24 protein-coding genes are annotated in these 24,006 nt (G+C 60.7%); 3 read left to right on the top strand and 21 right to left on the bottom strand.

What is annotated here, in order from left to right:
- Window positions 1-109 precede the first annotated feature (109 nt).
- Entirely contained in the window at window positions 110-1,813 is a 1,704-nt protein-coding gene (locus tag G5367_RS16295; RefSeq protein WP_216979427.1) for an amidase, read from the bottom strand.
- 128 nt (window positions 1,814-1,941) lie between these two features.
- On the bottom strand, window positions 1,942-3,039 hold the full coding sequence (gene aguA / locus G5367_RS16290; RefSeq protein ID WP_201961399.1) for an agmatine deiminase: 1,098 nt from the start codon (window positions 3,037-3,039) through the stop codon (window positions 1,942-1,944).
- A 155-nt stretch (window positions 3,040-3,194) separates the two neighbouring features.
- Here aguA and G5367_RS16285 point away from each other — a divergent pair, with 155 nt between their 5' ends.
- Entirely contained in the window at window positions 3,195-4,148 is a 954-nt protein-coding gene (locus tag G5367_RS16285) for a LysR family transcriptional regulator (RefSeq protein WP_033115874.1), read from the top strand.
- Window positions 4,149-4,206: 58 nt separating this feature from the next.
- Here the strand turns inward: G5367_RS16285 and G5367_RS16280 are convergent, their stop codons facing one another.
- Window positions 4,207-4,773, bottom strand: coding sequence for a TetR/AcrR family transcriptional regulator (locus G5367_RS16280; protein WP_021229505.1), 567 nt, complete (start codon window positions 4,771-4,773; stop codon window positions 4,207-4,209).
- A gap of 199 nt (window positions 4,774-4,972) precedes the next feature.
- Here G5367_RS16280 and G5367_RS16275 point away from each other — a divergent pair, with 199 nt between their 5' ends.
- Window positions 4,973-6,010 (top strand): alkene reductase, encoded by a 1,038-nt coding sequence (locus G5367_RS16275; protein ID WP_421244538.1) that lies wholly within the window; start codon window positions 4,973-4,975, stop codon window positions 6,008-6,010.
- Window positions 6,011-6,107: 97 nt separating this feature from the next.
- Here G5367_RS16275 and rpoS read toward each other — a convergent pair whose 3' ends face one another.
- The 10 genes from rpoS to putP form a co-directional block, all read right to left on the bottom strand.
- Entirely contained in the window at window positions 6,108-7,091 is a 984-nt protein-coding gene (gene rpoS, locus G5367_RS16270; protein WP_005335504.1) for an RNA polymerase sigma factor RpoS, read from the bottom strand.
- Window positions 7,092-7,136: 45 nt separating this feature from the next.
- Complete coding sequence (locus G5367_RS16265; protein ID WP_216979431.1) at window positions 7,137-8,204, bottom strand: LysM peptidoglycan-binding domain-containing protein; 1,068 nt, start codon at window positions 8,202-8,204, stop codon at window positions 7,137-7,139.
- Between the two features lie 9 nt (window positions 8,205-8,213).
- Window positions 8,214-8,795 carry a YqaA family protein gene (locus G5367_RS16260; RefSeq protein ID WP_216979432.1) on the bottom strand — a complete coding sequence of 194 codons (582 nt, stop codon included), beginning with the start codon at window positions 8,793-8,795 and terminating at the stop codon, window positions 8,214-8,216.
- Window positions 8,792-9,409 (bottom strand): protein-L-isoaspartate(D-aspartate) O-methyltransferase, encoded by a 618-nt coding sequence (locus tag G5367_RS16255; protein ID WP_005335507.1) that lies wholly within the window; start codon window positions 9,407-9,409, stop codon window positions 8,792-8,794. The genes G5367_RS16260 and G5367_RS16255 overlap by 4 nt, the downstream gene beginning before the upstream one ends.
- A 7-nt stretch (window positions 9,410-9,416) precedes the next feature.
- Window positions 9,417-10,178: a 5'/3'-nucleotidase SurE gene (gene surE / locus G5367_RS16250; RefSeq protein ID WP_201934041.1), complete on the bottom strand. Its 762-nt coding sequence runs from the start codon at window positions 10,176-10,178 to the stop codon at window positions 9,417-9,419.
- Complete coding sequence (gene truD / locus G5367_RS16245) at window positions 10,159-11,217, bottom strand: tRNA pseudouridine(13) synthase TruD (protein WP_005335517.1); 1,059 nt, start codon at window positions 11,215-11,217, stop codon at window positions 10,159-10,161. Before truD ends, surE begins: the two co-directional genes overlap by 20 nt.
- The gene (gene ispF, locus G5367_RS16240) at window positions 11,217-11,693 is read right to left on the bottom strand and encodes a 2-C-methyl-D-erythritol 2,4-cyclodiphosphate synthase (RefSeq protein ID WP_270905577.1); all 477 of its coding nucleotides are present in this window, start codon (window positions 11,691-11,693) and stop codon (window positions 11,217-11,219) included. The genes truD and ispF overlap by 1 nt, the downstream gene beginning before the upstream one ends.
- Window positions 11,694-11,839: 146 nt before the next feature.
- On the bottom strand, window positions 11,840-12,532 hold the full coding sequence (gene ispD, locus G5367_RS16235) for a 2-C-methyl-D-erythritol 4-phosphate cytidylyltransferase (RefSeq protein ID WP_270905578.1): 693 nt from the start codon (window positions 12,530-12,532) through the stop codon (window positions 11,840-11,842).
- The gene (gene ftsB / locus G5367_RS16230) at window positions 12,525-12,842 is read right to left on the bottom strand and encodes a cell division protein FtsB (protein ID WP_005335520.1); all 318 of its coding nucleotides are present in this window, start codon (window positions 12,840-12,842) and stop codon (window positions 12,525-12,527) included. The genes ispD and ftsB overlap by 8 nt, the downstream gene beginning before the upstream one ends.
- A gap of 208 nt (window positions 12,843-13,050) precedes the next feature.
- Entirely contained in the window at window positions 13,051-14,568 is a 1,518-nt protein-coding gene (putP, locus tag G5367_RS16225; RefSeq protein WP_421244539.1) for a sodium/proline symporter PutP, read from the bottom strand.
- Window positions 14,569-14,890: 322 nt separating this feature from the next.
- Here putP and G5367_RS16220 point away from each other — a divergent pair, with 322 nt between their 5' ends.
- Window positions 14,891-15,784, top strand: coding sequence for a VirK/YbjX family protein (locus tag G5367_RS16220; RefSeq protein ID WP_421244540.1), 894 nt, complete (start codon window positions 14,891-14,893; stop codon window positions 15,782-15,784).
- A 69-nt stretch (window positions 15,785-15,853) separates the two neighbouring features.
- Here the strand turns inward: G5367_RS16220 and G5367_RS16215 are convergent, their stop codons facing one another.
- The 8 genes from G5367_RS16215 to G5367_RS16180 all read right to left on the bottom strand — a co-directional run bounded on the left by G5367_RS16215 (window position 15,854) and on the right by G5367_RS16180 (window position 23,925).
- Window positions 15,854-16,780, bottom strand: coding sequence for a L,D-transpeptidase family protein (locus G5367_RS16215; RefSeq protein ID WP_421244541.1), 927 nt, complete (start codon window positions 16,778-16,780; stop codon window positions 15,854-15,856).
- 186 nt (window positions 16,781-16,966) lie between these two features.
- Window positions 16,967-18,208 carry a mechanosensitive ion channel family protein gene (locus G5367_RS16210; protein WP_421244542.1) on the bottom strand — a complete coding sequence of 414 codons (1,242 nt, stop codon included), beginning with the start codon at window positions 18,206-18,208 and terminating at the stop codon, window positions 16,967-16,969.
- Between the two features lie 143 nt (window positions 18,209-18,351).
- Window positions 18,352-19,551: an acetate kinase gene (locus tag G5367_RS16205; protein ID WP_005354534.1), complete on the bottom strand. Its 1,200-nt coding sequence runs from the start codon at window positions 19,549-19,551 to the stop codon at window positions 18,352-18,354.
- A 222-nt stretch (window positions 19,552-19,773) separates the two neighbouring features.
- A complete protein-coding gene (locus G5367_RS16200; protein ID WP_156853540.1) occupies window positions 19,774-20,244 on the bottom strand; it encodes a YhcH/YjgK/YiaL family protein in 471 nt (156 codons plus the stop codon).
- 306 nt (window positions 20,245-20,550) lie between these two features.
- A complete protein-coding gene (locus G5367_RS16195; protein WP_216979439.1) occupies window positions 20,551-21,657 on the bottom strand; it encodes a 1-acyl-sn-glycerol-3-phosphate acyltransferase in 1,107 nt (368 codons plus the stop codon).
- Window positions 21,658-21,787: 130 nt separating this feature from the next.
- Complete coding sequence (locus tag G5367_RS16190; RefSeq protein WP_421270489.1) at window positions 21,788-22,486, bottom strand: aspartate/glutamate racemase family protein; 699 nt, start codon at window positions 22,484-22,486, stop codon at window positions 21,788-21,790.
- Between the two features lie 126 nt (window positions 22,487-22,612).
- A complete protein-coding gene (locus tag G5367_RS16185) occupies window positions 22,613-23,203 on the bottom strand; it encodes a LysE family translocator (RefSeq protein ID WP_288728239.1) in 591 nt (196 codons plus the stop codon).
- A gap of 125 nt (window positions 23,204-23,328) precedes the next feature.
- On the bottom strand, window positions 23,329-23,925 hold the full coding sequence (locus G5367_RS16180) for a LysE family translocator (protein ID WP_040068356.1): 597 nt from the start codon (window positions 23,923-23,925) through the stop codon (window positions 23,329-23,331).
- Window positions 23,926-24,006: the final 81 nt, after the last annotated feature.

The raw sequence follows: 24,006 nt of genomic DNA, 5'->3' as shown, positions 1-24,006 counted from the left end.
TTACTTATTGGGTTGAGAATGGAAAATAAAAAAACCACCCACATAGTGATGGGTGGTTATATTTTCATTATCCCCAGACGAACACGGGCTATTTAGCCCCAACTACCAATCACCCCAACGGCGGCGTGCGCGGCGGCACCATACGCTTGCTGCCGGTGGACTCGAAGGCCGAGGCGAAGCGCAGCAGGTTGTTGTCGTCATAGGCGCGACCGGCGAAGGTCAGGCCTACCGGCATACCGATATCGGCCATCACGCCCATGGGGACGGTGACGGTCGGCACGCCGAGGTGGCGAATGGCGAGGTTGCCGTTGGCCACCCAGATGCCGTTGCTCCAGGCGATATCGGCGGAGGCCGGATTCACATCCGCATCAGCCGGGGCGACGTCGGCGACGGTCGGGAACAGCACGGCGTCGAGCTTGAGCCCGTCCATCCAGTCCTCCAGGTCGAGCTTGCGAGTCTTCTCCAGACCACGCAGGCCATCCGGCACTGTGGGGATCTCGTCCCAGGATTTCAGGCCGCGCTTGGCCATATTGACGTACTCGTCCATGCCCGCTGCCAGATCGCCCTCGCGGTTCGGCAGGGTGCCCGGATCGTGGGGGAAGATCTTCGGCCCATCTGCATCCTCAAGCTTGTTCAACTTGGGATCGCCGTTGGCGCGCAGGAAGTCGTCGAACGCCCAGCCGGAGAGCTCCCACAGTTCGTCGTTGAGAAACTCCGGGCTCACGATGCCGCGATTGAACACGGTCGGCGCGCCGGGTCGGTCCCCTTCGCAGTTGGAGACCAGCGGGAAGTCCACTTCGATGACTTCGGCGCCAGCGGCTTCCAGCGCCTTGCGCGCATCTTCCCAGAGGGCAATCACGGTCTCGCGGGTATGGATGCGCTGACCGGTCGGGCCGCCGATGCCGGGGTTTTCGCTGGTGCCGGCCAGTTCATCCTTGTTGATAAACATGCGCGGCACGCCGAGGCGCTTGCCCTTGAGGGCATCGGCCTTGGCAGCGAGCTCCAGATAGGAGGCCGGACGCACCTCGGACGCCTTGGGCAGCTGCACCCAGGGCTGCATGCGCCACAGATCGCCACGGGTATCGGCATCGTCAGCCACTACCACATCCAGCACTTCCAAGAGGTCGTTCATGGTGCGGGCATAGGGCACCACCACATCCATGGTCGGAGTCAGCGGCCAGTTGCCGCGCACCGAGATGACGCCACGGGACGGGGTGTAGGCGCACAGGCCGTTGTTGGAGGCAGGGCCACGGCCGCTCGACCAGGTCTCTTCCGCCAGACCAAAGGCGGAGAAGCTGGCGGCGGTGGCGGTACCGGCGCCGTTGGAGGAGCCGGAGGCAAACGGCGCGGTCAGGTACGCGGCATTGTAGGGGCTCTCGGCACGGCCATAGACGCCGCGCTGCATGCCGCCATTGGCCATCGGCGGCATATTGGTTTTGCCAAGGCAGATGGCACCGGCGGCACGCAGGCGCTCAACGGTAAAGGCATCGCGCTGGGCAACCAGATCCTTGAAGGCCGGGCTGCCGGAGGCGGCGGTCAGCCCCTTGACCAGATAGCTGTCTTTGGCGGTGTAGGGGATGCCGTCGAGCGGCCCCAGGGTCTCGCCACGGGCACGGCGGGCATCGGAAGCCTCGGCTTCTTTCAGCGCATCGGGATTGGCGACCACCACGGCATTGAGTTTGGTGGCAGTCTCGGGGCCGTTGTAGGCCTCGATACGGGCCAGATAGGCCTTGACCAGTTCGACCGCAGTAGTGCGGCCTGATTCGAGCGCGGCACGCAGCTCGGCAATGGAAACCTCGGTCACTTCGATCATTTAGGATCTCCTGTAAAAGGGTGACTGTTTGTCATGATGATCGCCGCATCAGCACCTGCGACCATCACACTATCAAGGGATAAAACCCCACTGAGTGGGGTTTTGAATTTCTACACTCTTCGACCAGCTTATTGACCTGAAGGGATCTGCTGGGTAATGCAGTGGATATTGCCACCGCCCAGCAGGATCTCGCGGGCCGGCACGCCGACCACGGTGTGCTCCGGGAAGATCTCTTCCAGAATGCGCTGGGCTTCGCCATCGGTGGCGGCATCCAGCAGCGGATAGACGATGCGATCGTTGGTGATAAGGAAGTTCACATAGGAACCGGCCAGACGGCCTTCTGCCTCGCGCGGCACACCGGTACCGCTCTCGACGCCAGCAGACTCCTCTTCAGTGCAGAACAGCGGGCCCGGCTGGGGCAGCTTCCACACTTTCAGCTTGCGCCCCTTGGCATCGACCGCCGCTTCCAGCACCTTGAGGGCGGCCACGGAGCGGGCGTACTGGGGATCGTTCTGGTCGTCAGTCCAGTGCAGGGCCACTTCACCCGGACGCACGAAGCAGCACATGTTGTCGATGTGGCCGTCGGTTTCGTCCATGTAGACGCCTTCGTCCAGCCAGATAAAGCTGGTGACGCCCAGATAGTCGCGCAGGTGAGCTTCGATCTGCTCTTTGGTCAGGTGCGGGTTGCGGTTTTCGTTAAGCAGGCACTCGGCGGTGGTCAGGCAGGTGCCTTCGCCATCGACGTGGATGGAGCCACCTTCCAGAATCAGCGGCGCATCGTAGCGAGCCATCTCGTGCTGAGTCAGCATCTGGGCTGCCACTTCCTCATCCTGATTCCACGGGTAGTAGAGACCGCCCTTGTGGCCGCCCCAGGCGTTGAAGCCCCAATCCACCCCACGGCACTCGCCGGCAGCGTTGGTGACGATGGTCGGGCCGGTATCGCGGGCCCAGCAGTCATCGCTGTCCATTTCGACCAGAGTGACGTGAGCGGGCATGATGGCGCGGGCCTGCTCCATAAACTGGGCCGGTACACCCATAAAGACCGGGGTGGCGCCACCGATGGCATCGGCCACCTTGGCGAAGGTCTCTTGCGCGAAGCGACCGGCTACGCGCCAGTTGTCCGGGCGAAACGGCCAGATCATCCAGACGGCCTGCTGGTGCGCCCACTCGGCGGGCATGGTGAAGCCGTCGGCGGCCGGCGTGGAGTTAATGGTCTTGATGCTCATCGCAAGGCTCCTTGCATGGATTGAGGCCCCCGTTTACGCCCGATGCGGCGCGGGAACCCGGAAAAATAAGAGTGGGTCGCAGATTAAGACGTTGCGCCCCCATCCATCAAATGAATAGGATGGATTGTCCCATAAACACGGCGAATAATCCCCCCATGAAACTGCACCAGCTCGACCTCAATCTGCTGCTCGCGTTTGACGCCCTGATGACGCAGGGCAGCGTCACCCGCGCCGCCGAGGCGCTCTTTATCAGCCAGCCCGCCATGAGCCACTCCCTTAACCGGCTGCGCACCTTTCTCGGCGACCCGCTCCTGGTGCGCACCCCGCAGGGGATGCTGCCGACCCCGCGCGCCCAGCGGCTGCATCTCGGGGTGCAACAGGCGCTGCGGCTGCTGGAGCAGCAGCTCACCGAGGAAGAAGAGTTCGAGCCGAGCCAGTCGAAGCGGCGCTTCGTGCTCTGCACCACAGATTACGTGGAGTGCGTGCTGATCCCGCCGCTTATTCAGCGGCTCAGACGGCTAGCGCCGGGGGTCACCATCGAGATCCGCATCCTGCGCGACACCCTGCCCGAAGCCGAGCTGGCAAGTGGCGAGATAGATCTGGTGCTGGGCTTTGACGAGTACATGCAGGTGCCGGGGTATCTCGGCAAGGAGACCTGGCTCACCGAGCCGCTGGCCGGGCTGGTGCGTGCCGATCTGCCCATTGCCAAATCGGCCCCCGCCGGTGCCGAGGATGATCCCTCCCAATGGCAGGAGCGCATCACCCTGCAGCAGCTCATCGCCATGCCCCATGTGTTCCACTCGCCCCTTGGCACCTCGGAGGCGAGCCTCGACCGCTATCTGAAAAGTCAGGGCTTTAGCCGCACCATCTCGGTCAACAGCCAGAGTTATATGTCCGCCGCCGCCATCGTCAGCCAGAGCGATCACCTGCTGGTGCTGCCCAGCATGGTGGCCGAGCTGCTCGCCACCCACTGGCCGCTGAAAAGCCTGCCGCTACCCGAGGACGTGCCCGACTACCACCTCAACTGCGTCTGGCACCCCGTGCATGCCCAGCAACCGGCGCTGGTATGGCTGAAAGATTTGATGAAAGAGCTGGTGGGGCCGAGGTAACCCTCCCGCAAACAACAGTGGCTCCCGAGGGAGCCACTGTTGTTTCTGCGGTATCGCGTTACGCCCGCAGGGCCCGCATCAGCTGGGCGACTACATCGTCGAGCAGGGGGCGATCGGGGCGGCACTGGGCGAAGGTGATAAGCCCTTGCAGGTTGATCAGCAGCAGGGCAGTGAGGGTGTGGATATTGCTATCCGGGGCCAGTTCACCCTTGGCCTGCGCCTGTGTCAGCAACTCGGCCAGATCCTGCTCCAGCTCGCCATAGATCCCCTTGACCCGCTGGGTCAGCTCCTCATCCTGCTCGCTCAGCTCCATCATGGTGCGGGTCACCAGACAGGAGCCGCAGAGCGCCTCCCCCACAATCCGGTCGAGATAGGCCGCAAGGCCCGCCAGCGGGCTCGGGTTGTCGAGCAGGGAGCGGCGCAGGGTGCGTTTGCCCTCGACATAGTGATCCACCGCCGCCAGCAGCAGGCCGCGCTTGTTGCCAAAGGCGCCGTAGATGCTGCCCGGATGGAGGCCGGTGGCGGCCACCAGCTCCTGCATGGTGGTCTTGGCATATCCCTTGGCGCGAAACGCTTCCATGGCATTTCGCAGTACCTCGTCCCGATCAAACTCGGCTATGCGCATGGTTCCTCCCGTGGGAAATGGTTCACCGGCAAGGGGCAACAGGGCCCGCCGATAAAGAGTGGCTGGAAAGGGCGGCAAGTTTACCCCAGCCGCCCGCTCGGGCCAACCTTCTTGAACGCGCATTCAAAAAAAGCTTGCGCCCGAGGCAAAAAACGTCTTGAATGCACGTTCAAGAATAACCCGTTCAGGACAACCTATCATGAATACCCTGTTTCAGCCGTATCGACTCAATGACACTCTGACCCTGGCCAACCGTTTCATGATGGCCCCGCTCACCCGCTGCATGGCAGGCCCAGGTCTGGTGCCGACCGAACAGATGGCTGCCTATTACGGCCGCCGCGCCGACATCGGCCTGATTGTTTCAGAGGCCGTCATCATCCGCCCCGATGCGCAGGGCTACCCCAATACCCCGGGCCTCTTCACCCAGGCGCAGATCGATGGCTGGAAGAGAGTGACCAGCGCCGTGCACGCCAAGGGCGGCAAGATCTTCGCCCAGCTGTGGCACGTCGGTCGCCTCTCCCACCCCTTCTTCCATCAGGCTGAAGTGCTGGCCCCCTCTGCCGTGGCGCACGAGGGCACAGTGCCCCGCATGCGCGAGCTGACCTATCAGGTGCCGCGTGCCCTGACCGAGGCGGAAATCGCCCAGCTGGTGCTGGATTACGCCCAGGCCGCTGCCAACGCCATCGAGGCGGGCTTTGACGGGGTGGAGATCCACGGTGCCAATGGCTACCTGATCGATCAGTTCCTGCACCACTCCACCAACCTGCGCAGCGACAACTATGGTGGCAGCCCGGAAAAGATGAGCCGCTTCGCGCTGGAAGTGGTCGATGCCATCAGCGCCCGCATCGGCGGTGATCGGGTTGGTATTCGTCTCTCCCCGGGTGCCTATGTCCATCTGGCGGGCAGCCCGGAAGATCGCACCGTGTTCGACTATCTGCTGGGCAAGCTCAACGATCGCCCGCTGGCCTATATCCACCTCGGCATCTTTGATGACAACCTCACCTTCGATTATCTTGGTGGCCGCGCCTCCGACTATCTGCGCGCCCACTACAAGGGCAATCTGGTCGGGGTGGGCAACTACGACGCCGAGCGCGCCGCTGCGGCCATCGAGGCCAACCGCTTCGATCTGGTGGCTATCGGTCGTCCGCTTATCGCCAACCCGGACTATCTCGCCAAAGTGAAAAATGGCGAAGCACTGGTGCCCTACGCCGACACCATGCTGGCTGAGCTGGTATAACCGCATCGGCATCGCCAGACGACAGGCAATAAAAAACGAGGGGAGCTGTTGCTCCCCTCGTGCTATCTGGCTGATGCCGCATTCCGTTGGTGCGGGCTTAATTGGTACGAAATAGCGCCTCGATGGAGAGCCCCTGGCTCAGCAGGATCTCCCGCAAACGGCGCAGCCCCTCCACCTGGATCTGACGTACCCGTTCGCGGGTCAGGCCAATCTCGGCCCCCACATCCTCGAGGGTGGCGGGCTCGTAACCCAGCAGACCGAAACGACGGGCCAGCACTTCCCGCTGCTTGGGATTGAGCTCCTCCAGCCAGTGCACGATGCTGCTACGCATATCATCTTCCTGTGACTCCAGCTCAGGCCCCATGCCGCGCTCGTCGGAGAGCACATCCAGCAGCGCCTTGTCGCGATCGCCGCCGATGGGGGTGTCCACCGAGGTGATCTTCTCGTTGAGCTTGAGCATGCGGTTCACATCATCCACCGAACGATCCAGCGCGAAGGCGATATCCTCGGCGGTCGGTTCATGATCGAGGCGGTGAGAGAGTTCGCGCGCAGTGCGCAGGTAAACGTTTAACTCTTTGACCACATGAATGGGCAGACGGATGGTACGGGTCTGGTTCATGATGGCCCGCTCGATGGTCTGGCGGATCCACCAGGTGGCGTAGGTGGAGAAACGGAAGCCGCGCTCGGGGTCAAACTTCTCGACGGCACGGATAAGACCGAGGTTGCCCTCTTCGATAAGATCCAGCAGCACCAGGCCGCGGTTATTGTAACGACGGGCGATTTTCACCACCAGTCGCAGGTTGGACTCGATCATGCGCTTGCGGGCGGCTTTGTCACCTCGCAAGGCACGACGGGCGTAGTAGACTTCCTCTTCGGCAGTGAGCAGCGGGGAGAAACCTATCTCCCCCAGATAGAGTTGCGTGGCATCCATCACCTTGTTCAGCTCAGGTGCCAGCAACTCATCGGAGATAGTCTCGTCCGCCTCGGCGGCTACCTCCTGCAACTCTTCTACCTCGTGAGATTCGGGTTCAGCGTCAAACTCTAACTCTGCATCCTGCATTACCAGTTGTTCTTGGCTCATGGTGTGTCTCCCTGACGTTACCAGAGTAAGACGGTCTCTCTGGGATTAACGCTTTGGCAAATAGCTCATCGGATTGATCGACTTGCCTCTGTACCGGATCTCGAAATGCAATCGCACATCCGGCGCGTCCGTGCTACCCATGTTGGCAATGACCGAGCCCCCCTTGACGCTGTCCCCTTCCTTCACCCGCAACTCGTCGTTGTGTGCGTAGGCGGAGAGATAGTCATCATCATGCTTGAGGATAATCAGCTTGCCATACCCCCTTAAAGCACTGCCAGCGTATACCACTTTACCGCTGCTGGCGGCGTAGACGGGTTGCCCCTTCTGGCCGGCTATGTCGATCCCCTTGTTACCCTGTTCTGCAACAGAGAACCCCTCGACAATCCGACCTTTTGCGGGCCAGTGCCAAGCAAGTCTCGACTGGGAGTTGTTTGTTTTTTGTTCTTTGACCTGAGCGTATTCCTTCGGTGCTGCCGGAGCAACGGATTTCTGAGAGATGAACGGCGTGGTCTGACCAGATCCGCTAGGCTCGGCCAACGGACGCGGACCGCTGCTCGGACGGCTCACGGCCACCGGCGTCACGGTTGTCGGACGAGTCACAGCCACCATCTGGGTTGTGTTGCCACCGGACTGTACATTGAGCACCTGACCCGGTTGCAGCGCATAAGGGGCGCTCAGGTTATTGCTCTGGGCCAGCGCCTGCGCACTCATGCCAAACTGGCGACCGATGCTGCTCAGGGTATCGCCGCGACGTACCTGATAGGTCCCCGTACTGCGGCTGCTGCCAACACTGGCACTGGAGCCATCGAGGCGCAGCCGCTGCCCCGGATAGATGTTGTAGGGCGGGCTGATATTGTTGAGGCTGGCCAGTGAGGGCACATCATTACCGGAGTTAAAAGCGATGGAGTAGAGAGTATCCCCCTTCTTCACCACATAGCTGCCGCCCTGAATAGGGGCGCTGACCTGGGCACCACTATGGCGAGCCGGAATGGTCGAGACGAACTGATCATCACCGACCCCATCCACCGGAGCTGCAGTTTTACTGGAGGAGCAGGCAAGCAGCAGCCAGGACAACACCACGACACTGCTTCCCTGCCAAATACGCGAACGCATAATGGATCCTTAACGACTAAACCAGAAATAGGCCACCACGGCCAGACCAATACAGAGCCAACCGAGCACATCTACATAGTGCATCAGTTTGCGTTCCATCTTCTCGCCCCCCCAGCGCATCAGGCCAGCAACCAGGAAAAAGCGCATGCCACGACCGATGAGGGAGGTGATGATGAAAGGCAACAGAGCCATTTGCAACAACCCAGCCGTCACGGTAAACACCTTGTAGGGGATCGGGGTGAAGCTGGCAATGAAAATGACCCAGATCCCCCACTGCTCAAACCAGTGGCGGGCGATCTCGATCTTTCCCTGATAGCCAACAGACTCCACCAGTGGCAGCACCACCGGATCCCACAAGGCGTAGCCAAGGGCATAGCCAAACAGCGCACCCAGCACCGAGAATACGGTAGCCAGCGTAGCGTAGTGCCACGCCTTGTGCGGCTTGGCGAGCGCCATCGGCGCCAGCATCACATCCACCGGGATCGGCCAGAATACCGATTCGATAAAGGCGGTGATGGAGAGATACCAGGGAGCATGCTTGTGGCGGGCCCACTGCATCACCAGTACATACAAACGGGAAAACAACTTCACTCAACATCTCCGTCAATCAGGGGAACAAAACGTACCGGCTCCAGAATTCGGCTGGTCAGCTGGGAGCCGGATCGTTCAATCAGCTGCAGGGTCTGCTGACTGTCACCGACAGGCAACACCAGTCGCCCCCCTTCGGCCAGTTGATCGGTCAGTGCCGTCGGGATCTCGCTCGCCGCGGCCGTCACCAGAATGGCGTCATAAGGCCCCTTGTTGGGCCACCCCAACCAGCCGTTGCCGTGCTTGGCCGAGACATTGTGCAGATCGAGCTGGCGCAGCCGGCGCCGGGCCTGGAACTGCAGCGACTTGATCCGCTCAACGGTATACACATGCTCCACCAGATGGGCGAGGATCGCCGTCTGGTAACCCGAGCCAGTGCCAATCTCCAGCACATGGGCCGGATTGTTTTGCATCAGTAACTCGGTCATTCGCGCCACCATATAAGGCTGCGAAATGGTCTGGCCGTGGCCAATGGGCAGGGCGGTGTTGTCCCACGCCTTGTGTGCCATGGCCTCGTCCACGAATAGCTGACGTGGCACTTTCGCGATGGTCGCCAGCACGCGAAAATCGCGAATATCCTGTGCAATGAGCTGATTTAACAGGCGCTGTACTATCACACCACCCTCATCCCTGCAGATCTAACCAGGCCCCCAGACCGGCGAGACTGTCATAGGCAGTCATGTCGATGGTCAGAGGGGTAATCGAGACATAGCCCTGCTCGATGGCGGCAAAATCGGTACCTTCACCGGCATCCTGCTGGCTGCCGGGAGGGCCAATCCAGTAGATGGGCTGGCCACGGGGATCCTCGGTACGGATCACCGACTCCGCCCGGTGGCGATTGCCAAGGCGGGTGGTCTTGATCCCCTTGATCTGTTCGAGGGGCAAGTCCGGCACGTTGACGTTGAGGATCTGATCGGCAGGCAGGGGGTGTTTCATCAGCCCCTTCACCAGCAGGGCCGCATAGTGGGCCGCCGTGGCGAAGTGGGTCTTGCCCACCAACGAGATGGCGATGGAGGGGTAACCAAGATGGCGCCCCTCGGTGGCCGCGGCGACCGTCCCCGAATAGATGACATCATCTCCCAGGTTGGCGCCGTGATTGATGCCGGCCACTACCATGTCCGGCTCCGGGCGTACCAGCTCGTTGACTGCCAGATGCACGCAGTCGGTCGGCGTGCCTTTCACCGCATAGCTCTCGCACCCATTAAAGCCGTTTTCTGCAATGCGGGTAACCCGCAGCGGTACTTCCAGCGTCAGGGAGTGACTCGCGCCGCTGCGGTTGCGATCCGGAGCCACCACAATGACCTCGCCACAGGCGCGCAGCGCCTCGCTGAGGGCACGAATGCCCTCGGCATGCACACCATCATCATTACTGACCAGAATTCGCATCGGTCTGATTCCTGAAACCGTGATCAGCCTCTTCGGCCTGCATTAACTCGCGCACCACGCTGGTGGCAAACGCGCCCGCCGGCAGGAAGAAGGAGAGGGTCAGCGCCTCGCCGTCCAGCTGCCAGCTCATCTGCTCCGGCTTGAGCAGCAGCGGGCGTCTGTCCTGATCCAGCCCAGCCTTCTCCAGCCCGTCACACCAATCGCTATAGGGAGCCAACACAGCCTGTTCGAACTCGGCAGCGGCGCCCTGACTGGCCAGACGGCCACGGCCCCACTGGGGCGCGGTGAGCTGCACATCGCCGGAGGCAAGACGCGCTTCCAGCTCGGGGGTCACGCTCTCTTCGCTGAAGATGGAGTGGCTGCCCTTGAGCATCACGCAATCACCGGCCAGCAGCTGATGAGCCAGCCCCTGCTCGATACGGGCGCTGACAATGGCGTTGAACAGCATGCTGCGGGCGGCAGAGAGGTAGAGGGAACGCTTGTTGCGATCCTTGATCCGCTTGCCGGCAAACATTGCCTTGGCCGCTTCCAGGTTGTTGCCATCGCGACCAAAACGCTGCTCACCATAATAATTGGGCACGCCCTGAGTGGCGATGGCCTGCAGGCGCGCCTCCAACCCATCGGCCTGTTCCAGACCGGTGAGACGCAGGGTGAAATGGTTGCCCTTGAGGTAGCCTACCCGCAATTTGCGGTTGTGACGCCTGGCTTGCAGGATCTGGATGCTGTCGCTCTCGATAACCGACAAGTCCGGCTCGGCCTTGCCTGGCAGATGAATGCCGAACCACTGCTCGGTTACCGCGTGGCGATCCTTCAGGCCAGCCCAGGTCACCGCATTGCGGTTGACCCCGGCCGCATCGGCCAGCAGACCCGCCACCCAGGCGGTGTTCTCGCCAGTTTTGCGCACCCGGACGAAGATGTGTTCACCCTCGCCACAAGGCTCGAAGCCGAGATCCTCATTCACCACAAAATCGGCGGCCTCGGCCTTGAGGATACCGCGGGCGGTGGGCGCCCCGTGCAGATAGGCAAGTTGTTCCAGCATTATTGTTTCACCAACAGGACGACGGCTTCGGTGGCGATCCCTTCCTTGCGCCCCGTAAAACCCAATTTTTCGGTGGTGGTCGCCTTGACGTTCACCCGGTTCAAATCACATTGCAGATCGGCGGCCAGCACGGCGCACATGGCGTCGATATGGGGGGCCATTTTGGGCGCTTGGGCGATGATGGTCACATCCAGGTTGCCGATGGCATAACCCGCCTTATGTACCCTGGCAAACACATCCCGCAGCAGGATGCGGCTGTCGATCCCCTTGAACTCGGCAGCGGTATCGGGGAAGTGGCGACCGATGTCACCGGCACCAATGGCGCCCAGCAGGGCATCGCTCACCGCGTGCAGCACCACATCGCCGTCAGAATGGGCAACCAGCCCCTGCTCGTAGGGAACCGGCACGCCACCCAGCATGCAGGGGCCAACACCACCAAATTTATGAACATCAAAACCATGGCCAATGCGCATCATCAGCGGCAACCTCCCAACATGCTGAAACCAACCCCATCAATTTTGTGTACGTCCACACCATGTCCAATCCGGATCATGCTAACTCCTTGTTCGGGCCTGTTTGTTCGAGACACTCTGCTCTGAACGGTCTGTTCTGACTGAGGGGCTTATGCCTGCTGGCTTAAAAACAGCCCCGCCAGCGACAAGTCTTCCGGCCGGGTCACTTTGATATTGTCGGCGCGCCCCTCCACCATCCGCACCGCAAATCCTGCCCGCTCCATGGCGGAGGCCTCGTCGGTGATGGTGGCGCCCAGCAGTAGCCCCTCTTCCAGCGCCCGCTTCAGGGCTCGGGTCGGGAACATCTGCGGCGTCAGGGCATGCCAGAGCTGCTCGCGCTCGACGGTGGCGATGATATTGCCCTCCCCATCGGAGCGTTTCATGGTATCGCGTACCCGACTGCCGAGAATGGCACCGTCGCAGTTCATGGCCGCGGCAATCAGCGCATCGAGATCGCCGTGAGTCAGACAGGGACGGGCCGCATCGTGCACCAGCACCCACTCCCCTTGCGCCACATGGAGACCATTGAGGACGGAAAAGGCGCGCTCGGCGCCTCCCTCTACCCGCACAATGCGCGGGTCGGCCGCCACGGGCAGGTCCTCGAACCAGCGGTCATGGGGCGCCAGCGCCACGATCACCTGGGCGATGGCCGGGTGGGAGAGCAGCCGCTCCAGGGTATGTTCGAGAATGGTTTTACCCGCCAGTTGCAGGTACTGCTTGGGGCAATCGGCCCCCATTCGGCTGCCGATACCGGCGGCAGGGACGATCGCCGTCAGGCCGGATACCCGGCTGGCATCAGTCATCGTAGGGCTCATCGTCCGGCGCTGTCTCTTTGTCTTTCTCTTTGGGGATGATCCGGTAGAAGGTCTCCCCCTGCTTGATGTAACCCAGATCGTTGCGCGACAACTCCTCGATGGCCTCGAGGCCAGAGGTGAGATCATCTATCTCGCGGTAAATGAGGTCGTTACGATCCTTGAGAGTCTGGTTGTCCCGCTGTTGCTGCGAGATGGCCTCCGACAGGTTCTGATAATCGGATAGCCCGTTCTTCCCCAGCCAGAGGTCATATTGCAGTCCCCCCAGCAGGAGGATCAGGATCAGGGTGAATAGCCGCATGCACTAGGTCTCCTTCAGGCGGCCTAGTGTCCCATATTCGGTGCCAAGACAAAAGAAAGCGAGCACCCGGGAGCCACCGGCCGAACATAAAAAAGTGCCCAAGAGTGAATCAGATAGCACAAAGCCCCGCCAAACCGGTGCAAGGATGGCCAACCAGGGCGCTCCTTGTCCGGGGGCGGGGCTCTCAATCAGAAAGCGGTAATAGGGATCAGTTCACCACGACCGGCTCTCCCGCGCTCTCGGCCGGGGTGTGGTACTCCTCCTCGGCATCACGGAAACGCTCCAGCATCGCTTTAGAGGGCGCTTCGCCCAGCAGACTGCCCACTACGATGGCCAGCAGTGCGAACAGGAAGCCCGGGATGATCTCATACAGCCCCAGCCAGCCGAACTGCTTCCAGACGATGACGGTGATGGCACCGACCAGCATGCCCGCCAGCGCACCGTTGCGGGTCATTCGCGGCCACAACACCGATAGCAGCACCACGGGACCAAAGGCGGCACCGAAACCGGCCCAGGCGTAGCTCACCAGCCCCAGCACCCGGTTTTCCGGATTCATGGCGACGGCGATGGCAATCACGGCGATCAGCAGCACCATCAGGCGACCCACCCACACCAGCTCACGCTGGGAGGCGTTCTTGCGCAGGAAGGGCTTGTAGAGATCCTCGGTAATGGCGCTGGAGCAGACCAGCAGCTGGCAGCTTAGAGTGCTCATCACCGCCGCCAGAATGGCGGAGAGCAGCACACCGGCGATCCAGGGGTTGAACAGGATCTTGGAAAGCTCGATAAAGACCCGCTCCGGGTTGCCGGTCACTCCAGCCGCCACTTCCGGGAAGCGGGCAAAATAGGCTAGCCCGAAGAAGCCGATGGCCACCGCGCCTGCGAGGCAGAACACCATCCAGGTCATGCTGATACGGCGGGCATTGGCCATGGAGTGATGGGAATCCGCCGCCATGAAGCGGGCCAGAATGTGGGGCTGACCGAAGTAGCCAAGACCCCAGGCCATCAACGAGACAATGGCGATCACATCCAGATTCTTGAACATGTCGAGGTTGCTGGCGCTCTTGGCGGCCACCTCGATCATGGCGCTATCCACCCCGCCGACGGCGATGATGACGAAGACCGGGGTCAGGATCAGGGCAAAGATCATCAGGGTCGCCTGCACCGTGTCGGTCCAGCTCACCGCGAGGAAGCCGCCGAAGAAGGTGTAGGTGATGGTGGCAGCGGCACCGACCCAGAGGGCGGTGTTGTAATCCATGCCGAAGGTGCTCTCGAACAAGCGGGCACCGGCCACCACGCCGGAGGCGCAATAGATGGTGAAGAAGAGCAGGATCACCAGCGCAGAGAGAATGCGCAGCACCTTGCTGTGATCTTCAAAGCGATAAGTGAAGTAGTCCGGCAGGGTCAGGGCGTTGCGGTTCTTCTCGGTATGTACCCGCAGGCGGCCCGCTACCCAGCGCCAGTTGAGGTAGGCACCGATGACCAGACCGATGGCGATCCAGCTCTCGGAGATGCCGCTGACGAAGACGGCGCCGGGCAGCCCCATCAGCAGCCAGCCGCTCATGTCGGAGGCGCCGGCGGAGAGAGCGGTAACCCAGCTCCCCATCCGGCGGCCGCCCAGAATGTAGTCATCAAAGTTGCGGGTGGCGCGATAGGCGACGAAGCCGATCAACACCATTCCGAGGATATACACCAGGAAGGTGATTAACATGGGTGTGCTAGCTGTCATGCAAAACTCCGTTTTGTGTCATTTTCTGCCCGCTCTGGTGACGGGCTCATCCCTAAAAAACCGGCCTAGCTTAATCAGCCGTTCGCGCCAGCTCAACCACTTTTAACAAACACAAAACACAATAAAAACCTTTGCGCATCAAATCATCTGCCACATCAAGAGGATGGCGCCAGATTTCCTGCCGTTGCCGTGATGATCATCTCGCAGCGCCAGCCGCTACTGAGCGTTATGTTTTCACATTTTGTTACTATCGAGCTTTTTACATCCTCCCCGTCCCCTCCTACACTCGCCGCCCTGAATCCAACGAACCGGGGCCACGCCTATGTCCTCTCATCTGTCGCAACTGCGCACCCTCGCCCGCCGTCTCCATCCGGTAGAGGAGTCGGGCCATCTCATCAGACGGGCCAAGTATGTGGGACGTCTCTGGCTCAATCCCGGCGCCCGCGCCCTCTACCGCCAACAGCAGGAGCAACCGCTGCTGGCGCAAGCGATCAGCCGCTTCCCCGATATTCTGGAAAAGCCGATCCACCCCTATCGCCACAAGGGGCTCCGCAAGCGCCTGCGCGCGGGGCTTATCAGCGGCCACTACCAGCAGCTGGCTCGCCAGCTGCCCAAGGCACAACAACTGGCGATCTACAGCGGCCGCGGCCTGCTGCTGGCCCAGTGGCAGAGCGACAAGCTGATGGCACCGCTGACCCTGCAACTCGATTACCAAACCCATATGGGCAAAGAGGGGGAGATGAGCCTGACCCTCAAGCTGGGTGACACGGGGCTCTATTACATGGCTCTCAATTTGCGCCCTGCTCCGAACCCGACCCTCGAGATCTGCTCGCTGCAAGGGGGCAAGGGCCAGAACGAGGAGATCAAACAGGTCACCAAGGCATGCGGCGGGCTGCGCCCTATGTCCCTGCTGGTCTATATGGCTGCCGAGCTGGCCCGGGGATTGGCGTGCAACACCCTGCTCGGGATCCGCACCCAAAGCCACGTCTATCAGAGCAGCAAGCGCACCGCCGATCGGGTCAAGTTCGACCTCGATGGCTTGTGGCAGGAGCATCAGGGCTGCGTGCAGGATGACCTCTGGATGAGCCTGCCACTGGAGGTGCCCCGCAAGACGCTGGAGGAGATCCCCTCCCGCAAGCGCGCCAGCTACAAGGCGCGCTATCAGTTGCTCGATCAGCTCGGCAGCGAGCTACAGGCAAATCTGCTGCGACGCTGAGTCAGCACAGCAGAAACAAAAAGGGCGAACAGCATGCTGTTCGCCCTTTGTCATGACGGGGATCGGCCCTTAGCGATTGATCGCTATCGGCATACCGTTGCGCTGCTCCAGCGCCTGCTTCACCAGCTGGGAGTCGCTGTCGGCGTGGGCAATGAAGCGGGTCACCGCCGGGGTCATCGGCAGCGGTGCCGGCAGCTTGGAGTTAAACTCCTCTTCACTGCGCGACAGCGGCTGGTGCACTTCCAGATAACGAACGCCGTTGGGCTCGAGAGAGGCCTTGATCGGCTGGTTGACAAACTGGACGCGGGTACCAACCGGAACCCGCTTGAACAGGTACTCGATATCGTCGTTACGCAGCCGCACACAGCCGTGACTCACCCGCAGACCGATACCGAAGTTGGCATTGGTGCCGTGGATGGCGTACATCTTGCCGATATAGAGTGCAAACAGCCCCATGGGGTTGTCCGGACCGGCCGGCCATACCGCTGGCAGGCTCTCGCCACGGGCGGCATATTCGGCATGCATCTTGGCAGTCGGGGTCCAGGTCGGGCCCGCTTTCTTGCGCTGCACGCTGGTCACCCAGTTTTCCGGGGTGTCGGTGCCGAGCTGGCCGATGCCGATGGGCAACACTTCTACCACCTTCTTGCCTTTCGGGTAGTAGTAGAGGCGCATCTCGGCCACGTTCAGCACAATCCCTTCACGAGGGGCATCCGGCAGGATGAGTTGCTGGGGGATCACCAGCTTCTCGCCGGTCTGTACCAACAGGGGATCCGCATCGGGGTTGGCCTCTATCATGTTGGTCAGCCCCAGCTGGAATTTGGCAGCAATGGCCTCCAGCGGCTGGCCATTCTCTTCGGCCGGAACCACATATTCCAGATTTTCCCCCACCAGACGGCTGTTGGCCGCAGGCAGAGCATATTCAACAGCGAAAACCGGCGCAGCGGTCAGCAGCAGGCTGTAGCAGAGTGTTACCACACTATTGCGAAGGAGCTTCATAACTTTCCCATGATAATGACTGAATTGACATCTCTGAGCTGACGGCTGATCAGCAGAAGATCAGGGGCGCGAAGAGAAGGCCGCCATTTTTCTCCTCTGCTGACCAAATATCAACTGACAAGTGGTGACGGGTCGATGATTAATATGCGGATTATCCAACGCCCTCGACTCGCCCTCTCCCCCTGTTTATCCCCGTTGCCAGAGGCGCATATCATAACCTGTGGGAGATTGATGCAACCGCAGATGAAATTGCTCAATGATAGCGAAGATATGGTCGAAAATATCGGCTTGGATCCCTTCGTAATCAGCCCATGCGGTGGTCGCGGTAAAACAGTAAATTTCCAGCGGCAAACCGTCTGACGTGGGCGCCAGCTGGCGCACCATCAGGGTCATGTCCTTGCGAATGCCGGGGTGAGCACGCAGATAGGCATCCAGATAGGCGCGCAGGGTGCCGAGGTTGGTGAGGTGACGACCGTTGATAGGGCAGCTCAGGGCATCGCTCAGCTGCTGATTGTAACTGCTCAGCTCCTGCTCCTTGCGACTGAGATAGGGGGCCAGCAGTTGTGCCTGCTTGAGCTGCCGCTGCTCATCGGCTGTCAGAAAGCGTACGCTGGTCATGTCGATATTGATGCTGCGCTTGATACGGCGGCCACCCGACTCGGTCATCCCCTGCCAATTCTTGAAAGAATCGGAGATCAGGGCATAGGTGGGGATAGTGGTGACTGTTTTGTCCCAGTTCGACACCTTGACCGTGGTGAGGCCGATATCGGTCACCTCACCATCGGCGCCATACTTGTCCATCTGCAGCCAGTCACCGACACTCAGCATCCGGTTGGCGGAGAGCTGGATCCCTGCTACCAGCCCGAGGATGGGGTCCTTGAACACCAGCATCAGCACCGCAGTCATGGCACCCAGACCGCTGAACAGGAACAGCGGCGACTTGCCAAGCAGCAAGGCGATCATCAGGATGCCCACCAGAATGCTGCCTACCAGCTTGGCCCCCTGAAAGATGCCACGCAGGGGCAGGTCCCGCCACAACCGAGTATTGCGGCTCACCGCCAACACGCAGTCGAGCAGACTAAAGAAAGAGAGCAGCAAAAAGAGCAGGATCCAGAGCTGAGCCAGCATTTCGATCAACTTGAGGCTCTCCGACTGACGGGGTAACCAGATCTCAGCCTGAGCCAGCAAGACGGCTCCCTGAAAGACAAAAGCGAGTCGGTAAAAGAGGCGCTGTTGCAATTGAGGCGGTAGCCACACCTGCTTGGCTCTACCAAGTATCCCCACCAGCCGCACCAGCAGAAAGCGGTGCAGCGCCATGTGCAGCAACAGGGAGGTAATGACGATAAAGCCCAGCGCGATTACCAGCGCCATCATGCTGGTCACTTCCACCCCAAGGCCCGACAACCAGTTAAAAAACGCCTCTTTCATTGCTCTCTCCCGAACCGGGCAGCCCGCTGGCTGCAAAAACAGTGGTGGTCAGGGTACCGCTCCCCTCCCCCATGTCAAATCGGCGTATGCCTGAAATGACAACGCCCGGCACAGGCCGGGCGTTGTTTCAAAGCGAGGCTGACTTAGCAGACCAGGCTCAGGGCATCGCGAGCGATGACCAGCTCTTCGTTGGTCGGGATCACCATGGCGCAACGGCTGTCGGCGGTGGTGATGCGACCTTCGCCACCCAGTACCGCGGCGTTGTTGGCCTCTTTGTCCACCTTGAAGCCAAACAGTGCCAGACGGTTCAGCACCATCTCGCGCACCATGGCGGCGTTCTCACCGATACCGCCGGTGAAGACCACGGCGTCCAGACGACCGTCCATCGCAGCGGCATAGGCACCGACATACTTGGCCACACGGTAGGTGAAGACATCCAGCGCACGCTTGGCACCGGCGTCGGTGGCGTAGTTGGTGGTGACGTAGCGGCAGTCGCTGCTCGCTTCGGTCATCCCCAGCAGACCGGACTCACGGGTCAGGGTGTGGTTGATCTGCTCCACGCTGTAACCGAGCTGGTCGTGCATGAAGAAGACCACGGCCGGATCGATATCACCGGAGCGGGTACCCATCGCCAGACCTTCCAGCGGAGTCAGCCCCATGGAGGTGTCTACGGATTCGCCGTTCTTGATGGCGCAGACAGAGGCACCGTTACCCAGGTGGCAGTTGATGATGTTCAGTTCATTCAACGGCTTGCCCAGCTCTTTCGCGGCTTCTTCCGCGATGTAGCGGTGAGAAGTACCGTGGGCACCATAACGACGGATGCCGTGTTCGCGGTAGAGCTTGTGTGGCAGCGCATAGAGGTAGGCCTCTTGTGGCAGAGTCTGGTGGAAGGCGGTGTCGAACACGGCCACGTTTTTCTCGGACAGCTGCGGGAACACTTTCAGCGCGGCGCGAATACCGATGAGGTGGGCCGGATTGTGCAGCGGGGCGAACGGAATGGCGGCTTCGATACCGGCGATCACGCCGTCATCAATACGCACGGAGCGGGAGAACTGCTCGCCACCATGTACGATGCGGTGACCGATGGCCACCAGTTGCTCGGCAAGAGTCGGATCCTGCGGCAGGATATGACCCACGATATGGTCGAGGGCCTCCTGGTGCGCGGCACCCGCGCCCAGCATGGCTTCGCCCTTGACCCCGTGGAGTTTCCATTTGATACGTGCATCATCCAGATTGAAGCATTCGGCCAGGCCGGACAGCATGTCCTCACCTGTTTCGGCGTCCATTACGGCAAATTTCAGGGAAGAGCTACCGCAGTTAAGGATCAATACCAACTTGCTCATTTTCTACATCTTCCTGTGCTTCGGCTTTACGCCGACAGTGTCGTGTCATCCAAAAAGAGGATGGGATTCCCCTGCCGGGGGCTTATGGTCGCAGGAAAGTGCGCCCAATTTTTCAATTCTTGCTCTTGAAAGAGTCATCGCAACTTGTGGTGCGTATCACTCGTTTCAATGCTTGCGAGTCTCGACGCATCAGCTGCGCAGGGCTCGCTTCAATGGGGATGCTCAGGCGATGGCCAGCAGATCCCGGTGTACCTTGACCACCAGCTTCTTCACTTTGGCGGGCTGGTTGCGGGTACAGAGCGGGCGATGCAGTTCGCCCGGCCAGAAGACGGCGAAATCGCCAGGTTGCAGCGCCAGATAGGTAGTCTGCTCGTCATCGACAAACCAGAGGTCAGGATGGGGATGGTCAGCACCTTCATTCGCATACTCATGAGGCCCGACACCGATCCACTCTTCGCCTGCCAGCAGCAGCTGGATATCGAGATAGTCGCGGTGGAACTCGCCACGGCGATCCGCAGCCGGCTCGGTCATCTCCTCGCTCACCAGACAGAACAGCTTGAGGCCGTCGATCTCGCTCTTGCCAAGGGGCGCCTCGCGCCAGAGGGCAACGCTTTTGACCACCTCGACCATGATGCGATCCAGCGGGGCAGGCAGCGGCGTACGCTGCAAAGTGTTCAGGCTACCGGTGATCATGGTGCGAGCATCTTCCTGTTAGGTATATCTGCGCGGCATCTTTGCCGCCCAATGAAAAAGGACCTGTTACAGGTCCTTCGATAATGCCCCCGGCGATCCGTGCAGAGGGATTAGAGCTAATGCTCACATTCAGCATATTGGGGCACTGTTACACACTCATCCGGTGGTTGCCAAGAGCGTGAACCCCATTTTCCGGGTGATCGTACCAGCTGAAACCATATTATTCACCACCCTTTTGCCGGCGACTTTGACCAGACGCAAAAACGGGAGCATCTGCTCCCGTTTTTTTCACGCAACCGGCTTCATTCAAGCCTTTTCGGCGTTTTCCACCGGTTTGGCGTACATGGCACGCCAGATAGCCTTGTGCTCTTGTGGCACTTCTGACTGGCGAGTCAGGAAAGCAGCCTGTTCGATGGTATTGGCCTTGCCAGCCACATCTGCTGCCAGATAGTTGCTGGGGAAGAGGCGGTAACTGCTCCATATAGCCTTATCGATCAGCGCGGCCAGTTCGTCCGGATCGCTGAAGCCCTCGGTAATGGGGGCGCCGAAAGAGACATGTACCCGCCCCTTCATGCCGACGATACCGGCGACAATGCTCTCGATATCTTCGAACTCGCCCTTCTCGTAGCTGCCGTTGACCGATTTCTCGTAGAGCTCGCGCGCCTTCGCCTTGTCGGTGGGGTCCAGCTCGTAGCTGATGCTGACCGGCACGATATTGAGGCTACGCATGTAGTCGACAAAGTCGATCTTCTGCTTCTTGCCGTCGACATAAAACATCTTGAGGATGGCCGGATCGGTCTTGTCATCCCCATCCTTGGCCCGCCCCTCTTTCTGGGCGATCCAGATGGAGTGCCCCTCGTGGACCGACTGACCTATATAGGCCGACAGCTCGCCGAGCGCTTTCATCATCTCCCGCGGCCCCTTGGCGGAACGCTTGACGATAAAGCTCTTGTTGAGCTTCATCAGCTCGGTGGCGCAGGGCTTGCGCAGCAGGTTGTCGCCGATGGCGATACGTACGGTATCGAAACCGTGGGTGTGCAACCCCCAGTTGACGAACGCCGGGTCCATGGCGATGTCTCTGTGGTTGGAGACAAACAGGTAGCCCTGCTCCTTCTTCAGATGTTCGAGCCCGGAGAAGGTCACCCCCTTGGTGGAGGTGGCGATCATGCGGGACATATAGCGGGTCACCCCCATCTGGACCTGATGCACCGTGGTCACTTTTGACCATTTACGGCGCAGGAACAGGCGGATCATCGGGCGGATGGCCCAACCCAGCCAGCTCATCAGGGAACCGAAACGATACTTGGCGATGGCGCCGATAAATTCATCATCCTGGATCAGCCGTTCGATGGCTGCCGGCACTTCTTCATCGCGGTAGGGGCGAATATCCGCGAATCTATCTACTTCAGTCACAATGTCAGCCTTGCATGCTAGGAAACCGCAGCCAACCCTTGTTGGCCGGGGAAAATTCAGGGCGCAATTTTACACGCTTTTATGGCAAGGGGTATGAGACAAGCATGAATAGTGAGATCTGACCAGTTAATTAATCGGAGCAGAGCGCCAGTGCCACGGCGGCCTCGGCATGGATGGCAGTGGTGTCGTAGAGCGGCACCGCCGCCTGGGCATCGCCCACCAGCAGGGCAATCTCGGTGCAACCGAGGATCACCGCCTCGGCACCAGCATCCGCCAGCGCCTCGATGATGGCCAGATACTCGGCCCGCGACGATTCGCGGATCTCGCCCAGACAGAGCTCGTCATAGATGATCCTGTGTACCCGCTCCCGCCCTGCCTCATCGGGTACCAGCACAGTCAACCCGAAGCGCGCCTGCAAACGCCCCTTGTAGAAATCCTGCTCCATGGTGAAGCGGGTGCCGAGCAGGCCGACTCGGGTGATCCCGTCAGCCCGCAATTTGGCCGCGGTGGCATCGGCGATATGGAGCAGCGGGATATCGATGGCGGCCTCAATCTCGGGGGCGACCTTGTGCATGGTGTTGGTGCCGATCAGCAAGAAATCGGCGCCGCCGGCCTGGATAGCCTGAGCTTCGGCCACCAACAGGCGAGCGGTGGCGGGCCAGTCACCAACATGCTGCAGCCGCTCTATCTCGGCAAAATCCACACTGCTCAATAGCACTCGCGCCGAGTGCAAACCGCCAAGCTGCGCCCGCACCCCGCGGTTGAGCGCCTGATAGTAACTGACGGTGGACTCCCAGCTCATGCCACCCAACAGACCGATACATTTCATAGGAACTCCTTTTATCCCGAGGAAGGGCAGAACCACGCCACCTTGCAGGCAAGATCACGGGAGCGAGATAAAAAAGGCCCCACAGGGCCAACAAGACAGCCGGTAAAGGCCCGGGGCAACCCCAGGCTAAATCCAGATCATCCCGACACAGGCGGCCGTCGCCAGCCCCATGCCGAGATTGAAACGCCGCCAGCCTCGGGCGGTGCGAATGATTTGCCGCACCTGGGCACCAAAAAGCACCCAGAATGCCCCGGTGTAGAGGCCGGTAATAAAGAAGATCACCAACACCCAGAGCGCGGAGGGCCAGTAAGCCTCCCCCGCCAGAGTGAAACCGCTGATGGCGGATAGCGCCATCATCCATGCCTTGGGGTTGAGCAGTTGCAGCATGGCCCCCTGATGAGCGGGAATAAGCGGCCGGTTGCCCTCGGTCGGGCCGCTGGCGGTCGCCACCTTCCACGCCAGCCAGAGCAGATAGGCCGAGCCGATAATCTTGAGGCCGTCGTGCAGCAGCGGCACCTTCTCGAACACCACGCCAAGCCCCAGCGCGGTGGCGAGGATCATCAGATTGATCCCCCCCACCACCCCCACCAGCAGGGGAATCGTGCGGCGAAACCCCTGCGCCGCCCCGGCGCTGGTGAGCAACATATTGTTGGGCCCCGGCGTGCCGCAGGTAACCAGGGCAAACCCCGCCAGGGGCAGTAACCAGTTCAGATCCATCTCAACCTCTTGTCGATGCAACGCGCCCGTTATGGGGAAAGCCTTCTAATATGCAGAGCCAACCCCGTGGCGACAAGTCAGAAATGCCTCTTTCCAGGCCACCTCCCCCTCCAGCGCAACACGGCTCAATACCAGAGCATCACCACGCAGAGCGCCGTCAGCAGGCCGAGAGAACCGTTGAGTCGCCGCCAGCCCCGATCCGAGCTGATCCAGTTACTCAGCTGATGGCCGAACAGTACCCAGACAAAGCAGACCGGCAGGGCCACCAGCGCAAACATGACCATCACCGCCAGCTGACTCGACCAGTAACTGGCGCCGGGCAGGCTGAACAGACTGATGGCGGAGATCCCCATCATCCACGCCTTGGGATTGAGGAACTGAAAGCCCAGCCCCTCCAGCATGGTCAGCGGACGGGCCCTCCGGGCCGGATCCCCCGGCGCCCCGGCCACCGCGATACGCCACGCCAACCACAGCAGATAGAGGCTGCCGAAGATCTGCAAACCGAGCCGTAGCAGGGGCCAGCGCTCGAACAGCGGATAAAGCCCCAGCGCCAGCACCAGTTGCAACACCGGCTGCCCCAGCCCCACCCCGAGCAGATGTGGCAGAGTGCGACGCACCCCGAAGTTGGCGCCGGAGGCCGTCAGCATCAGGTTGTTGGGCCCCGGCGTACCGCAGGTGAGTACGGCAAAACCGAACAGGGTAACATACCACTCCATCGTCATATTGTGACTCCTTACTCGCTGAATTGTATCGATACAATGCAAGCTATTTGATTGTTATCAGGCTGAAATTCACGCTATATT

This window comes from Aeromonas sp. 604282 (assembly GCF_049170575.1).
GTDB lineage: Bacteria > Pseudomonadota > Gammaproteobacteria > Enterobacterales > Aeromonadaceae > Aeromonas > Aeromonas veronii_A.
This window is presented reverse-complemented; position numbering and strand designations above follow the sequence as displayed.

Coding starts and splice junctions, on each gene's coding strand:
- G5367_RS16295 (WP_216979427.1), bottom strand. CDS start 1,813: ATGATCGAAGTGACCGAGGTTTCCATTGCCGAGCTGCGTGCCGCGCTC.
- aguA (WP_201961399.1), bottom strand. CDS start 3,039: ATGAGCATCAAGACCATTAACTCCACGCCGGCCGCCGACGGCTTCACC.
- G5367_RS16285 (WP_033115874.1), top strand. CDS start 3,195: ATGAAACTGCACCAGCTCGACCTCAATCTGCTGCTCGCGTTTGACGCC.
- G5367_RS16280 (WP_021229505.1), bottom strand. CDS start 4,773: ATGCGCATAGCCGAGTTTGATCGGGACGAGGTACTGCGAAATGCCATG.
- G5367_RS16275 (WP_421244538.1), top strand. CDS start 4,973: ATGAATACCCTGTTTCAGCCGTATCGACTCAATGACACTCTGACCCTG.
- rpoS (WP_005335504.1), bottom strand. CDS start 7,091: ATGAGCCAAGAACAACTGGTAATGCAGGATGCAGAGTTAGAGTTTGAC.
- G5367_RS16265 (WP_216979431.1), bottom strand. CDS start 8,204: ATGCGTTCGCGTATTTGGCAGGGAAGCAGTGTCGTGGTGTTGTCCTGG.
- surE (WP_201934041.1), bottom strand. CDS start 10,178: ATGCGAATTCTGGTCAGTAATGATGATGGTGTGCATGCCGAGGGCATT.
- truD (WP_005335517.1), bottom strand. CDS start 11,217: ATGCTGGAACAACTTGCCTATCTGCACGGGGCGCCCACCGCCCGCGGT.
- ispF (WP_270905577.1), bottom strand. CDS start 11,693: ATGATGCGCATTGGCCATGGTTTTGATGTTCATAAATTTGGTGGTGTT.
- ispD (WP_270905578.1), bottom strand. CDS start 12,532: ATGACTGATGCCAGCCGGGTATCCGGCCTGACGGCGATCGTCCCTGCC.
- ftsB (WP_005335520.1), bottom strand. CDS start 12,842: ATGCGGCTATTCACCCTGATCCTGATCCTCCTGCTGGGGGGACTGCAA.
- putP (WP_421244539.1), bottom strand. CDS start 14,568: ATGACAGCTAGCACACCCATGTTAATCACCTTCCTGGTGTATATCCTC.
- G5367_RS16220 (WP_421244540.1), top strand. CDS start 14,891: ATGTCCTCTCATCTGTCGCAACTGCGCACCCTCGCCCGCCGTCTCCAT.
- G5367_RS16215 (WP_421244541.1), bottom strand. CDS start 16,780: ATGAAGCTCCTTCGCAATAGTGTGGTAACACTCTGCTACAGCCTGCTG.
- G5367_RS16210 (WP_421244542.1), bottom strand. CDS start 18,208: ATGAAAGAGGCGTTTTTTAACTGGTTGTCGGGCCTTGGGGTGGAAGTG.
- G5367_RS16205 (WP_005354534.1), bottom strand. CDS start 19,551: ATGAGCAAGTTGGTATTGATCCTTAACTGCGGTAGCTCTTCCCTGAAA.
- G5367_RS16200 (WP_156853540.1), bottom strand. CDS start 20,244: ATGATCACCGGTAGCCTGAACACTTTGCAGCGTACGCCGCTGCCTGCC.
- G5367_RS16190 (WP_421270489.1), bottom strand. CDS start 22,486: ATGAAATGTATCGGTCTGTTGGGTGGCATGAGCTGGGAGTCCACCGTC.
- G5367_RS16185 (WP_288728239.1), bottom strand. CDS start 23,203: ATGGATCTGAACTGGTTACTGCCCCTGGCGGGGTTTGCCCTGGTTACC.
- G5367_RS16180 (WP_040068356.1), bottom strand. CDS start 23,925: ATGACGATGGAGTGGTATGTTACCCTGTTCGGTTTTGCCGTACTCACC.